At 67.1% G+C, this 14,266-nt stretch carries 11 protein-coding genes; 3 read left to right on the top strand and 8 right to left on the bottom strand.

Annotated elements, in window-relative coordinates; translation table 11 throughout:
- Window positions 1-8: 8 nt before the first annotated feature.
- A complete protein-coding gene (locus FFK22_RS31570) occupies window positions 9-2,708 on the bottom strand; it encodes an MFS transporter (RefSeq protein ID WP_221938997.1) in 2,700 nt (899 codons plus the stop codon).
- Window positions 2,709-2,995: 287 nt separating this feature from the next.
- On the opposite strand from FFK22_RS31570, the gene FFK22_RS31565 reads away from it, so the two are divergent.
- Window positions 2,996-3,715 (top strand): cyclic nucleotide-binding domain-containing protein, encoded by a 720-nt coding sequence (locus FFK22_RS31565; RefSeq protein WP_138891828.1) that lies wholly within the window; start codon window positions 2,996-2,998, stop codon window positions 3,713-3,715.
- A 45-nt stretch (window positions 3,716-3,760) separates the two neighbouring features.
- Here FFK22_RS31565 and hemN read toward each other — a convergent pair whose 3' ends face one another.
- Entirely contained in the window at window positions 3,761-5,143 is a 1,383-nt protein-coding gene (gene hemN, locus FFK22_RS31560) for an oxygen-independent coproporphyrinogen III oxidase (RefSeq protein ID WP_138891827.1), read from the bottom strand.
- Between the two features lie 39 nt (window positions 5,144-5,182).
- Entirely contained in the window at window positions 5,183-6,214 is a 1,032-nt protein-coding gene (gene adhP, locus FFK22_RS31555; RefSeq protein WP_138891826.1) for an alcohol dehydrogenase AdhP, read from the bottom strand.
- 625 nt (window positions 6,215-6,839) lie between these two features.
- On the opposite strand from adhP, the gene FFK22_RS31550 reads away from it, so the two are divergent.
- Complete coding sequence (locus tag FFK22_RS31550; protein WP_138891825.1) at window positions 6,840-7,256, top strand: YeeE/YedE family protein; 417 nt, start codon at window positions 6,840-6,842, stop codon at window positions 7,254-7,256.
- The gene (locus FFK22_RS31545) at window positions 7,253-7,714 is read left to right on the top strand and encodes a YeeE/YedE family protein (RefSeq protein WP_138891824.1); all 462 of its coding nucleotides are present in this window, start codon (window positions 7,253-7,255) and stop codon (window positions 7,712-7,714) included. Before FFK22_RS31550 ends, FFK22_RS31545 begins: the two co-directional genes overlap by 4 nt.
- A gap of 49 nt (window positions 7,715-7,763) precedes the next feature.
- Here the strand turns inward: FFK22_RS31545 and FFK22_RS31540 are convergent, their stop codons facing one another.
- From FFK22_RS31540 to FFK22_RS31520, 5 genes are all read right to left on the bottom strand, one after another.
- On the bottom strand, window positions 7,764-8,078 hold the full coding sequence (locus tag FFK22_RS31540) for a DUF2274 domain-containing protein (RefSeq protein WP_138891823.1): 315 nt from the start codon (window positions 8,076-8,078) through the stop codon (window positions 7,764-7,766).
- A gap of 10 nt (window positions 8,079-8,088) precedes the next feature.
- Window positions 8,089-8,427: a TrbI/VirB10 family protein gene (locus FFK22_RS31535; RefSeq protein ID WP_221938996.1), complete on the bottom strand. Its 339-nt coding sequence runs from the start codon at window positions 8,425-8,427 to the stop codon at window positions 8,089-8,091.
- 112 nt (window positions 8,428-8,539) lie between these two features.
- Window positions 8,540-11,899, bottom strand: a complete 3,360-nt coding sequence (locus FFK22_RS31530; RefSeq protein WP_138891822.1) for an AAA family ATPase — start codon at window positions 11,897-11,899, stop codon at window positions 8,540-8,542.
- Between the two features lie 43 nt (window positions 11,900-11,942).
- Entirely contained in the window at window positions 11,943-12,368 is a 426-nt protein-coding gene (locus FFK22_RS31525) for a hypothetical protein (RefSeq protein WP_138891821.1), read from the bottom strand.
- Window positions 12,369-12,625: 257 nt separating this feature from the next.
- Window positions 12,626-13,735 carry a hypothetical protein gene (locus tag FFK22_RS31520; RefSeq protein WP_138891820.1) on the bottom strand — a complete coding sequence of 370 codons (1,110 nt, stop codon included), beginning with the start codon at window positions 13,733-13,735 and terminating at the stop codon, window positions 12,626-12,628.
- Window positions 13,736-14,266: the final 531 nt, after the last annotated feature.

Below are 14,266 nucleotides of genomic sequence, written 5' to 3'. Positions count from 1 at the left end.
GCCCTTGATCACTCGGCCGCAGCCGGATGGATGGTCGCGCCGCGGCGGGCGCGTTCGACGTCGTGGAGCAGGCCGCCCTTGCGGGCATAGACCGCGTAGGTGACGGCGAGGCAGCTCACATAGAAGATCAGGAAGCCCCAGAGCGCCGCCTCCGGCCCGCCGGTCAGCGCGATCGAGGAGCCGTAGCTCTTCGGGATGAAGAAGGCGCCGAAGGCCGCGATCGCCGAGGTGAAGCCGGTGATCGCCGCGGCCTCCTTCTCCGCCTGCCGGCGGCGGGTCTCCGCATCGGCCCCGGGCATCAGCCGGTCCATCTCCTTCGCCATGATCGCGGGGATCATCTGGAAGGTGGAGGCGTTGCCGACCCCGGTGGCGAAGAAGAGGAGCAGGAAGGCGGCGAAGAAGCCCCAGAAGGCGCCCGCCTGGTCCCGGATGCCGATGAACCACAGCACCCCCGCCACGCCCGCGATCATCAGCGCGAAGGCCCAGAAGGTCACGCGGGCGCCGCCATAGCGGTCCGCGAGCCAGCCGGTGCCGGAGCGGGAGAGCGCCCCGACCAGCGGCCCGAGGAAGGCGAGCTGCAGCGCGTTCACGTCCGGGAACAGGATCTTGGTCAGCAGCGGGAAGCCGGCGGAATAGCCGATGAAGGAGCCGAAGGTGCCGGTGTAGAGCCAGCACATGATCCAGTTGTGCCGGCGCCGGAAGATCACCGCCTGCTCCGCGAAGGACGCCTTGGCCGACGCGATGTCGCTCATGCCGAACCACGCGGCGAAGGCGGAGATCACGATGAATGGCACGAAGATGAAGCCGGCGTTCTGCAGCCAGAGCGGCGCCTCGCCGGTCGCGCCCTTCACCGTGGCCGGATCGCCGCCGAGCCAGCCGAAGATGCCGGCTGTGATCGCGAGCGGCACCACGAACTGGACCACGCTGACCCCGAGATTGCCGAGGCCGGCATTGAGCGCGAGCGCGTTGCCCTTCTCCGCCTTTGGGAAGAAGAAGGAGATGTTGGCCATCGAGGAGGCGAAGTTGCCTCCGCCGAAGCCGCAGAGCAGCGCCAGGGCCAGCAGCACGACATAGGGCGTCTCGGGGTTCTGCACGGCGTAGCCGATGCCGAGCGCCGGGATGACCAGCGACCAGGTGGTCAGCGTGGTCCACAGCCGCCCGCCGAAGATCGGCACCATGAAGGAATAGAAGATCCTGAGCGTCGCGCCCGAGATGCCCGGCAGGGCCGCGAGCCAGAACAGTTGATCGGTGGTGAAGGCGAAGCCGACGAGCGGCAGCTTGGCGACGACGACCGACCAGACCTGCCAGACGGCGAAGGAGAGGAGCAGGGCCGGAATCGAGAGCCAGAGATTGCGCCGGGCGATCCGGCGCCCGCTCTCCTTCCAGAACTGCGGATCCTCGGGACGCCAGTCCGTGAGCACCGCCCCGCTCGGCTGCGGCGCCGCAGCCGGCGCCGGCATGCCCTGCATCTCCGGGAACGGCGGCAGCTGGGCGAGTTCCTTGGCTGTCGCGGCCCGCTCCATCTGGCGGATCGCCAGGTGCATCCAGACGAGCGCGCCCGCGACCAGCAGGAACAGCGCCATGAAGCAGCTGGTCCACAGCCCGGTCAGGTCGAGCAGCAGCCCGAACAGGATCGGCAGCACGAAGCCGCCCAACCCGCCGATCATGCCGACGAGGCCGCCGACCGAGCCGATATGGTCGGGATAGTAGGCGGGGATGTGCTTGTAGACGGCCGCCTTGCCCAGCGCCATGAAGAAGCCGAGGACGAAGACGGTGGCGGTGAAAGGAACGAGGCCCATCTCCAGATGAAAGGCCATCATCCCCGCAGAGCCGTGCACCACGTAGTCGGTCGGCGGATAGGAGAGGACGAAGGTGGCGGCGACCGAGACCAGGAAGGTCCAATAGAGCACCCGGCGCGCGCCATAGACGTCCGACAGATGGCCGCCATAGACGCGGAACAGGCTGGCCGGTACCGAGAAGAACGCGGCGATCATCCCGGCCGCGCGGATGTCGAGACTATAGACGGCGACGAGATACTGCGGCAGCCACAGCGCCAGCGCGACAAAGGCGCCGAAGACGAAGAAGTAGTAGATCGAGAAGCGCCAGACCTGGATGTTCTTCAAGGGCTCGAGCTCGAGCCACGCGCTCTTCGGCTTCTCCCCCGAACGCCGGCGCGCGACCACGACGGGGTCGTCCTCGGTGCAGAACCAGAAGACGACGGCCATGACGGCAAGACCCGCGGCCCAGATCTGGGCGACGGCCTGCCAGCCGAAGGCGACGAGGACGAAGGGGGCGAGGAACTTGGTGACGGCGGCGCCGACATTGCCGGCGCCGAAGATGCCGAGCGCGAGCCCCTGCTGGCCCGGCGGATACCAGCGCGAGACATAAGAAACGCCGACGGCGAAGGACCCGCCGGCGATGCCGACGCCGAGCGCCGCGGCCAGCATCTCGGGATAGGTGCTGGCCTGGGACAGCAGGAAGGTCGCGATGGCCGCGGCGAGCATCGTGCCGGTGAAGACGGCGCGGCCGCCGTAGCGGTCGGCCCAGATCCCGAGCACGACCCGGATCAGCGAGCCGGTCAGGATCGGCGTTCCGACCAGGAGGCCGAACTGGGTCTCGCTGAGGCCCAGCTCCTGGCGAATGCGGATGCCGATGATGGCGAAGATGGTCCAGGCCGCGAAGCATACGGTGAACGCGACCGTGCTCATCGCGAGTGACCGGCCCCGACCGCTCCGGTCGGCGTCATGGAGATCGTGCATATGGCCCCCTGGCCGCTGGCTTGGGCGCCGGATATTTGCGCCGTCCCAAAAATGCGTCTCCAGCGACCGCGGGACTTTGATCTAGATCAGAGAAAATAAGTTCGAGACCATGTCGTTCCGAGCTGCGCACAGGCGAAAGGAGCAAGCCATCAGAAAATCAACTATCTGATTGACAAAATTATATTTAAGAATTGACATTTATCAATCAAGCGGCGCGACCGCCTTCGGAGATCACCATGCGGGCCGACGACGTCTCCGGGATTCGCAACCTCTCCCTGTTCCGGAGCATGCGCGACGAAATGTTCATGCGCCTGATCGAGAACGGGTTCGTGCAGCAATTCCCGCCGGGGCTCGTCCTCATCCAGGAGAGCGACCGGGCGGATTTCCTGCACATCCTCGTCGAAGGGATGGTGGAGATGTTCGCCTCGATGGCCGGACGCGAGACTACGCTGGATTTCGTCTGTCCTGTCGGCATCTTCATTCTGGCGGCGGTGCTGAGCGACCAGGCCTATCTCCAATCCGCACGCACGCTGGAGAAGTCGCGCGTGCTGATGATACCGGCCGAAAAGGTACGCCAGACGATGACGTCCGATCCCGCCTTTATGCAGGCGATCGTGACCGAGCTTGCCCGGGCCTATCGCGGAACGATCCGGGATCTGAAGGACCAGAAGCTCCGCACCGGCACGGAACGGCTGGCCAACTGGCTTCTGCGCTCCGATCGCAAGCAAGGCAACCACGGCCGCCTCGAGATCCAGTTCGAGAAGCGGACGCTCGCCTCTCGTCTCGGCATGACGGCCGAGACTCTCTCGCGCGCCTTTGCAGCGCTTCGGGCGCAGGGCGTCGAGGTCAGGGGATCCCGCATCGAGCTCATCGATCGCACGGCCCTCGCCCGTTTCGCGCAGCCGGATCCGCTGATCGATTCTCCCGACGATGAGATCTCGATCCGCTCCCTCTGAGTGCCGGGGCTCAGCGCCGGCACCTCATCGGCACGTCGCCGACCGTCACACGGCGCGGGCGTATCGGCGCGCTCCGGCTGCCCGATGGACGTCGAAGACGCTGGCGATCGATCGCAGCAGCAGGCGCCCGGCCTCGGCGACCCTCACGACCGGGCCGCGGCGCATGACAATGCCCGCGGCCTCGAACGGTGCCAACGCGGCCAGCTCATGGGCGAGGCAGCGCCAATCCGCGTCGTGATCGCGGCAAATCGCCTCGACGTCGACGGCGAGATCGCACATGAGCCGCTCGATGATCGCACCCCGCAGGCGGTCGTCGTCGGTCAGCACGATCCCGCGAACGGTCGGGAGCCTTCCTGCCTTCAGAGCGTCGCCATAGGCCGGAACGCCGGCCGGGTTCTGGACATAGCCCTGCGGCAGTTGTCCGATCGCCGACGCGCCGAAGCCGAGCAGGATCGGCGCGTCGTCGGCGGTGTATCCCTGGAAGTTGCGGCGCAGCCGGCCGGCGTCGAGCGCGTCGGCCAGCGTGTCATAGGGCCGCGCGAAGTGGTCGAGGCCGATGCGGCGGAATCCCGCATCGGCGATGCGGTCGCCGGCGGCCCGATACTGGCGCCACCGCGCCAGCCCTCCGGGCAGGGCAGACTCGTCGATCAGCGTCTGGTGCCGGCGCATCCAGGGCACGTGGGCGTAGCCGAACAGGGCCAGACGATCGGGCGTCAGCGCCAGCGCCGCTTCGACGGTCTCGACAAACCCCTTTTCGGTCTGGTACGGCAGGCCGTAGACTAGGTCGAGATTGATCCCGGCGACGCCGGCCGCCCGGAGCCGCTCGACGGCCGAACGGGTCTGCTCCACGCTCTGAACCCGGTTGATCGCGGCCTGCACGGCCGGCGCGAAGTCCTGCACGCCGATCGAGGCACGGGCCACGCCGGCCCGGCCGAAAGCGTCGACGAGGTCGTCGGTCAGGACCCGCGGGTCGATCTCGACCGCGATCTCGGCACCATCGCAATCGAACGCCTTGCGCAGCACCGCCATCATCCTGTCGAACTGCGCAGCCGACAGGATGTTCGGCGTCCCTCCGCCGAAATGAACATGCGCCACCTGCTGGCGTCGGCCGATCGTCGCCGCCACCATCGCGATCTCCCGCCGCAGCAGGTCGAGATAGGCCTCGACCGGTTCCGACCGCCGAACCACCGTCGTCGCGCAGCCGCAGTACCAGCAGAGCTGCCGGCAGAACGGGATGTGGAGATAGAGCGATAGCGGCAGGTCCGGCAGCTCCGCAAGCCAGCGGCGGTAGGCGACGGCGCCGACCAGCGGCCCGAACTGCGCAGCGGTCGGATAGCTGGTGTAGCGCGGAACCCGCTCGTCGAGGAGGCCGAGTAGGGCCGGGTCCAGGTCCGGCGCGGACACTGGAGGGGTGTCGGACCAGGTCATGCGACCACCGTTGATAGGAGGGATCGGGGCGAGCGATCGTCAGGACGCGAGGTCGAGGACGATGCGGCCTTCGACCGTGCCCGCCCGAAGCGCGCCGAAGACCGCGTTCACCGCCTCCAACGGCCGGGTCGTGACCGTGGCCTTCACCCTGCCCTCGGCCGCGAAGGCGATAGCCTCGGCCAGATCCTGCCGGGTGCCGACGATCGAGCCGCGCACGGTGATGCGCTTGAGCACGACGTCGAAGATCGGCGTCGGGAAGTCGCCGGGGGGAAGACCGACCAGGCTGACGACGCCCTTGCGGCGGACCATGCCGAGCGCCTGCGCGAAGGCCGGCCGCGACACCGCCGTCACCAGCACGCCGTGGGCCCCACCGCCGGTCGCCTTCGCCACCTGCGCCGCCGCATCCGGCGCCCTGGCATCGACCGCTAGGTCGGCGCCGAGCGACCGCGCCAGGTCGAGCTTGTCCGTCGACACGTCCAGCGCCGCGACATGCAGCCCCATGGCGCGGGCGTACTGAATCGCCACATGGCCGAGGCCGCCGACACCGGAGATGGCGACCCATTCGCCCGGCCGCGCCTCGGTCTCGCGCAGGCCCTTGTAGGTGGTGACGCCGGCGCACAGGATCGGCGCCATCCGGGCGAAATCCACCCGCTCCGGCAGCTTTCCGACATAGGCCGCCGAGGCGATGACATAGTCGGCGAAGCCGCCGTCGCAGCTGTAGCCCGTGTTGTGCTGGGCTTCGCACAGCGTCTCCCAGCCGGTGGTGCAGTATTCGCAGCCGCCGCAGGCGTCGTGCAGCCAGGCGACCCCGACCGGATCCCCCTCCTTGAACCCGGCGACACCCGGCCCGATCGCGGCGACCACGCCGGCGGCCTCATGCCCCGGCACGAAGGGCGGCACCGGCTTCACCGGCCAGTCGCCATCGGCCGCATGCAAGTCGGTGTGGCAGACGCCGCAGGCGATCACCTTGACGAGCAGCTCGCCCGGCCCCGGCGCGGGAACCGGCCGCTCCTCGATCACCAACGGCTCTCCGAACCGGCGCACCACCGCCGCACGCATCGTCCCGCCCATCATAGCCCCTCCATCGGAAGATGCCGGCGAGGATGGCGTCTTGGAAACGAACACTCCTTGATCGAGATCAAAGTCGCCAGACGGAGCACCTTTGATCTCGGCGACCCGGCAGCGGGACTTGAGAAGACGTGCACGCCATCGGCCGTGATGTCGGCGACCGGGGCCCATCGGGCCAGGCGGACGACGCCACGAGCGTGCCGGACGTCGTCGCAGGCGCTGCCGGCCCGTCGCCTGAGCCGTCAGCACGGGGATCCGGCGTCACGGCACGAGACGGCGTCCAGGCGCGTTGGGTTGGCCGACGGGGCCGCGGCGTCGCGCCCCGCTCGCGGGCGAGTTCGTATTCTCCTCCTCCTCCTCGACGGTGCCGCCGTCGTCCTCCGCCGACAGCGCCGGCGCACAGTTGATCAAGATCAAGGTGTGACCGTCTCGATCACGTCGAGGATGGAGCCGGCTCGTGCCGCGGCCCATCGGCGCTGTCAGGGACTGTCGGGCTCGACCGATAAGCCACCCGGAGCCGCGGCCTCGTCCTCGTGGCCGGCGTCGGCAGATGGTCCCGGCCCTGCCCGGGAACGGCGAGGGCCGGCTGTCGGACAGGGCGCGGTCACGGCCAATGGAAGGAACGACGATGGTCGCCTATCTCTCACCTCTCATCGGTGGAGCGCTGATCGGCCTTTCGGCCGCCATGCTCCTGCTTCTCAACGGCCGCATCGCGGGGGTCAGCGGCATCGTGGCGAGTCTGTTCCGTGGAGGGTCCGTTCCGATGGCCAACCTGGCCTTCGTGGCGGGGCTCACCCTCGGGCCGACGGCCTATCGGCTCTGGACCGGCGAGTGGCCGCTCGTGCAGCCCCAAGGACCGCTCCTGCTCTTCGCCGTGGCCGGCCTGCTGGTCGGCTTCGGGACCCGGATGGGGTCCGGCTGCACCAGCGGGCACGGAGTCGCGGGTCTTGCACGGCTCTCGGCCCGGTCGATCGCGGCGGTGCTGGTCTTCCTCGCCGCTGCCGTCACGACCGTCGCTCTGATGCGTTGGGGAGGCCTGCCATGATCGCGCTGCTTCGCATCGGCGTCGCCCTCGTCTCCGGCCTCGTCTTCGGCCTCGGGCTGGCGATCTCCGGCATGATGGATCCGTCCCGCGTGCGTGCCTTCCTCGACGTCGCGGGCGACTGGGATCCGAGCCTGGCCTTTGTGCTCGGCAGCGCCGTTACGGTGTCCGCGATCGGGACCGCGATCATGCGGCGATGGCCGCACCCGGTCCTGGACCGGAGCTTCCATCTTCCCACCAAGACGCGGATCGACCGGCCTCTGGTGGTGGGCTCGGCGATCTTCGGCGTCGGCTGGGGACTGGCCGGGCTCTGCCCCGGCCCAGCCGTCGCCTCACTGGTGCTGGGGTTCCAGTCGACCGCAGTTTTCGTTGTCACGATGATCGCCGGCATGGTCATACGCGACCGATGGAGCACTCGCGCCGAAGGCAGCGTCTCGTCGCCGGCCCGAACCGCGTCATGATGGGCGTCCTCGGGCGGGCATCGCGTCGGGCGGCGCCATCCGGCAGACATCATCCCTCCTTCGCGGCCGATGGCGCGAAGAGGTCCGCCCGGTTCTGTCCTTTCTGCGCGGACGGTCCGGTCGTCGCCGGGCCGGCTCCCCGGCCCGCTCGCTCCGCCTTGCGGACCAGCGCGAAGGCACGGTCGCTCGCGAGGAAGCTCTCCAGCATGTGCGGAATGAGATCGGGGACCGCCGCCGCCTGTCCATAGGTCTCACTGTAGAGTTCGGCATAGGCCCGGAGCGATCGCGCGAGCTCCGGGCCCGCCCGGAACGACATTCTGACGAGCGTACGGTCCGGCAGCCGGCCGATCTTGAGTGGGAGCATCTCCACCTCCTCATCCCTGATAGGGCTCGAGCACGAGATCCTTGTGGACGATGACCCGGAGCGGCCAGCCGGGCCGGACCTTCAGCGTCGGCTGGATGTCGAGCGCCCGCTCCGTGATCCGCTGCCCGGCCTGGTTCACGCTCTGCTGGGTCGATTGCCGGAGTGCCCGGACGAGATCGCTCTCGTCGTCGCCGAAGGTGAGCTCGGTGCCGACGCCGAGAAGGGTCGAGAGCACCACGCCTTTGGCGAGCTCCCAGCCATGGACGTCGACCTCGTCCTCGAGCCCGGCATAGCCGGCCGTGTCGGTTGCAGGCCAGTTGTCGAGCACGATCGAGCGTCCGTTCGGCATGACGAGGCGCTGCCAGCGACGAGCGCCCGGCTCTGACCATGGGCGATCTCGCTGTCGTAGCGGCCGATGAGCCTGGCTCCCTGCGGCATCAGGAATCAACTCTTTGTGGAGTTCACTGCCACAAACGAACGTTGAGCAGGGCCTCAGCTTCTCTGACGTCGGCGGTTTCGAAACCCTCGGTGAACCAGTCGTGGACGGGTGTCAGAAAACCGTGGGCTTTCTCCCCGGCGCCTCGCTCTGCCCACAGGTGTGCGAGCTGCGTCGCAGCTCGCAGCTCCCACCATTTGGCGGCCTGCGCCCCGGCAGTCTCTACCGATTTGCCGAAAAATTCCGCCGCCAAGTCGCCGTCGCGACCAGGCTCGCGCAAAGCAAACTCCCCTTTCAGTCGGTACAGCTCGGCATCAAACCAACGCTCGCCGGTCAAAGTCGCACGCTCGAACGCGTCGTCGAGCACGCGTCGCGCATCTTCAACGTTGCCACTACTAAGGTAAGCCTCAGCCAGAATCGACTCGTAGTACGGCATCATCACCAGGTAACCGGCGTTCACGTCGTGCTCGTAGCAGGATTTGAGGGTCTCGAGGCCTTCGGGGGCATTTCCTTCAGCGATGAGTGCGGCAGCTCGAAAGCCCTGTCCCTTGTTCAACATTGCAGGCATGGCCTTTTCGGAAGCGAGAGCAATCAGGCGCTCGCTGTCGCGCCGAAGGGCGAGCCAATCTTTGCACAAGTGGTAGTAGACGCACGTGTTGGCGAGCGCCAACGCGATCGCGAAGGGCTGGCGCGTTTTCTCTGCAGTTTCCAGACCCTGCCGGCACCGCCGGTACCCCTGCTCGGGGTAGCCCAGAATGAGCAGCGTCCGGGCAAGGTAGAGCATCGGTCCGGCGTCGGCGATGTCCGCCCCGAGCAGAGGGTCCAGGTCAGGTGCCCTTGTCGCGACCCGCTGCTCCAGGAAACAGCGTGCGGTGGCAAAATCGCCCATCCAAAGCGCAACGAATCCGGCTGCGTCCGCTCCGATTGGGCCACCCTCGCCGTATGCGCGCGCCGCGCGCATCAGCTCGTTGGCGACTTCGCGCGCACGATCGAGCTCCACGCGATTGTAGTAATAGAGAAACTCGCCGTAGCCGGCCCGGAGGTTCTCGTGCTCCGCTCCCGTTTGCCCTGCCAGGAATCGGGCGCGAGCATAAGCGGTGCCCGTTTCGACCGCCGCCGTGCCCCTAGCCGCCCGGAGCGCATCCCCGAGCGCAAGGCGGAGCCCGAGTTCAAATCGGTTGCGTTCCAAGCCTTCCGGCAGCATTTCGAGAAGCGAGAGACCGTTATCGAGCTGGTCCAGCGCCTCCCTTGTCGCCGAGCGCATGATCGCCGTGCGTGCCGCGGCCTGATAATATGGCACCGCCTGCTCGACGAGCCCGGCCCTGCCGTAGTGGCCGGCGACGAGTTCGGGATGAGCTGTGGCCGTGCCCTCGAATCGATTGACCAGCGCGTCGGCAATCGCGCCATGCAGTTCCCGGCGGCGGCTTTTGAGCAGCGATTCGTAAGCGGCGTCCTGAATGAGAGCGTGCTTGAAGATGTGTGCCGGGCTGGCCGCGGTGCCGCCGCTCAAGATCAGCTCGGCTCCGATCAGTTCCGAGAGCGCCGTCTCCAGCTCACCGGCAGGCATGTCGCTCACGCTCGCCAGCAGCGCACGATCGAACTCCCGCCCAATCACGGCACCGATTTGCGCGGCATGCCTTGCGGAGGGCGGCAGGCGGTCGAGCCGCGCCATCAGCGCGTCTTGAAGTGTCGCGGGAACCGTGACTGCAGGCAGAGATCCCAAAAGGTCGAAGTGATCTCCTGCGTCGACAAGGACGTTGAGATCGCGCATCGCCTTGGTCAATTCCTCGATGAACAGCGGAATGCCGTCGGTGTGTGCGACGATCTCGTTCAAGACTTCGTGCGGAAGACGCTTGCCCGCAACGCCCTCGGCCACTGCGGCCGCCTGAATCGGATCGAGCCGTTCGAGCACGATCCAGTCAAGGTGTGCGCCGCTCCAGGCCGGCTTGAACTCCGGCCGGAAAGTGACGAGCAGCAGCACTGGCAATTGGGCGATCCGATCGTTGATCCGGTCGACCAGTTCCAGCGTCGTCGGGTCGAGCCATTGTGCGTCCTCGACGACCACGAGCAGCGGATGCCGCGTCGCGAGCCCCTCAACCCAGCTCAGCAGCGCTGCAAACGTCATGGCCTTCCTCTGCTGAGGGGTCAGGCCACGTAACGAATGCTGCTCGCCGGTTCGAACGCCGAGCAGATCGGCGATGACAGGGATGGCGCCGCTGGTATCGGACAAAGCCCTTCCCAGAAGAAGCTCAAGCCTCCTGATCTGTGTTTCGTCCGGATCACTGCTTGCAAACTCCGCGGAGCGCCGGATTTCCGAGATGACGGGCCGCAGCGCCGAGTTCGCGTAGTACGGCGAGGCGTCGAAATGGATTTCCTGGAGTCGGTCCCCTCTCAGTCGATCCCCGAGAGAGCGCACCAGTCTCGATTTTCCGATCCCGGGCTCCCCGGTTACGAGGACGACCTGGCCCATCGCTCGCCTGACCCGTCCCCAGCGCTCGAGCAGCAGATCGATCTCGCGGCCCCGGCCGACGAACGGCGTGAGCATCGTGCCGTGAAGTCCCTCGAACCGACTTTCACTGCGCCCCATGCCGTGGACCCGCCAGAGGGCTACCGAGGGGCCGATCCCCTTGATGGGCTGCCTGCCCAGGTCCTCCAGGTCGAAAATCCCTCCGACGAGGTGCCGGGTGGTTTCGGAAATCACAACCTGGTCCGGCCCTGCCGCCTGCTGCAGCCGTGCTGCGAGGTTCGGCGTCTCCCCGACGATCTCGTCCGGGCGCTCTGCCTCCCCTTCCCCTAGGCTTCCGATGACCACCAACCCTGTGGCAATGCCGATGCGTGCACGAAGGTGAGGAACCCCTTGCGTCTTGATTCCGCCAACTGCTGCCACAGTGCGAAGGGCAGCCTTGACCGCCCGTTCAGCCGCGTCCTCCTGTGCCTTCGGCCAGCCGAAATATGCAAGAACGCCATCGCCCCAGAACTTGGCGACGTGCCCCCCGAACCGGTCCACTTCTTCGGTTACCGCGCTTCGGTAACGCCGCATCAGCGCCCGCAGCTCTTCGGGGTCGAGCTGATAGCTTAGCTCGGTCGACCCGACGAGGTCGACGAACATCACCGTGAGCCGCCGCCGCTCTGCCTCTGTCGGGGCGGATAAAGGCAGCGCCGTCTTCAGCGATGCGGATGCGCCGATCGGCGCCGACCTCGAAACCAGGGCCAGGGAGGCTATCGCATCGAGCAGCTTGCGCCGGTGACCGACGGAGATCACGCCGATTCCCGTCAGATCCTCGGCCGTCAGGTGGGCAAGAACCTCTTCACTAATATCGTTGTCGCGGAAGGCCTTCTCGTATTGTCCCAGGCCGATACCGCGAATCCAGGTGGCGACGTCCACGTCCCCCTCCTGCTTGACAGGACAATCATACACCGAAAGCCCATCACGGACGCATGAAAACGGGTCGGAGAAAAGTCGATTCGGCGTAAGCCTGAACGTCCGCTTTGGCCACTCTGTGGCGTTCCGCGATCTCGGAAATCGAATGTCCGACAGCCAAAGCCGTCGCGACCGCCGCCCCCGCTCGGCCGTAGAGCGCCCTGATGATCTCCGCGGCGGGCCCGGGACGGCTGTCCGGATCGTCGATCAGCAAGAGCGCCGTGGCGCGGGGATGACGCTCAGGCCGCGACGTGCCAATCTCGAGCGGGACGACGCTCAGGGCCGAAGGCGCGCCGCCAGGCCGCTGCAGCGCCAGCGCTCCGCCGGCCGATCCCGCGATGCCAAGCGTCGTGCGGGACGCTCCGGCGATTAGAGTCCGCAGACGGGTCGTACGATCCGAAGAGAGAGCGGTCAGGTGACCTCTCTCCAGCATAGCCCGTCTCTCGCGTCGATGGTTGAGCCGACGATCCGGCAGCAGCTCAAGAGCGCGCAATCAAAGACCGGGACACATCGGCAAAGAGATCTCGTCCGCCTGATCCTGTCTAGCCCGGCCAACACGCCCTCGCAGCACGGCTGACGGCAGTGGGCGCCAATTCGTGCAGTCGCTATGACGACGTCGCGGTCGGCGCCGAGGGTGCAGGTGCAGTGCCGGTCGACCGACTGCCTGACGCCTCGCAAGAACGGCGCTCGTCATGAAGGCATCCCCGGCCCGGTTACGAAATCCGCTCCCTCATAGCCGATTTCCTCGGCCGCGATCCGGCTAACATCCCCGAGCCGGTTGAAGATGTGGTCGCGGGCGAATTTGGTTTTGACCCGGATCTGGAGGAAATCGTCGTCGACGCCGACGACGGCCGCCTCCGACAGCCACGCTTTCCATGCGGCCTCCGCCTGCTGCCCGCCACCGAGCCGAACGGTGGCGGCTCGGAGCCATGCTGCGTGATAGGCGGCCAGCAGATCGGCCACGGCGCTCGTGTCGAGCACCGTGGGCTCGGCATCGGGCTCCACGTCCTCGGGGCTCGCGGGCGATGCCGCCGCCGGTGAGGCCGGTCTTGCCACCCGAGCGAGCCGGCGCAGATTCTGGGATAGGTCCCATGGTCGCTCCAAGGTGGCAAACCGGGTGAACCAACCGGCGGGATTTCGCTCCGGCCGGTCGGCCGAGCGGGGCGTATCACAGGCAATGATCCAGCCGAGGACAGCGTTGCCGAGGCCATGCCGATTCACCGCCCGCGACCAGATGAGCCGGGGGTTTCGCAGGCCGGCTAGGCTCGACAGGTAATCGCGTTCGACGATCGCGGCCAGAGTCACCAATGACGCCGTCCGCAGTTGGTCGAGGTCAACCAGCCGACGAAGCGTCGGCAAGCCATCCCAGGCCGCGGCAAGGGCCGCGCGCACTCCCTCCGCCGGGATGCTTGGTTCCGATCCAGCGCCAGCGGAGAAGCCTGCTCGACTTGGCGAGCAATCTGCCGCCTCACCATCAGCGGAGTCGCTGGGTGAGCGAGCGTTGGTGCGATCAGGCGCGGCCGGCTTGTTCGGCCGCCTACGAAAATGACCATGCGCAGCGCCATTCTGTTCAACAGATTTTTCCGGTTCAATATCTGTTTCTATTGGGAATGACGCTATGTCATCCCGGGGCGACTCTGCGTCCTTGACGAGATCAGCGATCGGTCCGGGCCGGGCGGCCCGGAGCTGACGATCCTTCTCATCGGCGTGGGCTTCGAGGACATCTGCGGCCAGTGACATGAAGCCGGTGAGGTCGGTGTGCGCGGTCCGCCATCGAGGGAGGGTGAACCTGCGGATCAACTGCCGGTTCTCGAGACGGGCAAGAGAGCGCATAACTTGGCGCTGGGTGTAACCAGGTCGAGGGCGAGGCAGAGGGTTGAGGGCCAGACGGTCGTCCTGCCGACATCGAGAGCGCCCTGGTCAATGTGACGATAAGGGCACAGAGGATGGCCTTGTCGGCCTGGGTCAGGTGGGCGAGCTCGGGCAGGTGGTGGCACACCCAGGCGGCGTCAATAAGCGCTAGCTTGGACCGCGACGTGGGCCGGGACCGAGGGCGCAGAGCATCGCTTGCCGGCTGCAAGGCAGCGGTCATGCGGGATCACTCCAGAATGAGGGTGAGTTTTCCCGCGCCGAGAATCGGCTTGGCCTTGACCGGCGGTGTGGGGAGAGCACATCGTCGGGATTGCGAGTTCAGACGATATGCGGATCCTCGGCCGGGTTATCTCGGGCGGGGTTTCTGCTATTTGGAGTGGCTGTGTCATCGCTGCTCTCCCACGGAACCGGGCATGCGGATTCGTAGCGAGGGCACCTTCTGGCGCTCGCCACCACCTT

Source organism: Mycobacterium sp. KBS0706, from assembly GCF_005938675.2.
Taxonomy (GTDB): Bacteria; Pseudomonadota; Alphaproteobacteria; order DSM-16000; family Inquilinaceae; genus Inquilinus.
This window is presented reverse-complemented; position numbering and strand designations above follow the sequence as displayed.

Bases quoted from the DNA above. Each gene is read 5' to 3' on its own strand.
- FFK22_RS31525 (WP_138891821.1), bottom strand. From the start codon at position 12,368: ATGCTGGAGAGAGGTCACCTGACCGCTCTCTCTTCGGATCGTACGACC.
- FFK22_RS31570 (WP_221938997.1), bottom strand. From the start codon at position 2,708: ATGAGCACGGTCGCGTTCACCGTATGCTTCGCGGCCTGGACCATCTTC.
- FFK22_RS31535 (WP_221938996.1), bottom strand. From the start codon at position 8,427: ATGCCGAACGGACGCTCGATCGTGCTCGACAACTGGCCTGCAACCGAC.
- FFK22_RS31545 (WP_138891824.1), top strand. From the start codon at position 7,253: ATGATCGCGCTGCTTCGCATCGGCGTCGCCCTCGTCTCCGGCCTCGTC.
- FFK22_RS31550 (WP_138891825.1), top strand. From the start codon at position 6,840: ATGGTCGCCTATCTCTCACCTCTCATCGGTGGAGCGCTGATCGGCCTT.
- adhP (WP_138891826.1), bottom strand. From the start codon at position 6,214: ATGGGCGGGACGATGCGTGCGGCGGTGGTGCGCCGGTTCGGAGAGCCG.
- FFK22_RS31540 (WP_138891823.1), bottom strand. From the start codon at position 8,078: ATGCTCCCACTCAAGATCGGCCGGCTGCCGGACCGTACGCTCGTCAGA.
- FFK22_RS31565 (WP_138891828.1), top strand. From the start codon at position 2,996: ATGCGGGCCGACGACGTCTCCGGGATTCGCAACCTCTCCCTGTTCCGG.
- hemN (WP_138891827.1), bottom strand. From the start codon at position 5,143: ATGACCTGGTCCGACACCCCTCCAGTGTCCGCGCCGGACCTGGACCCG.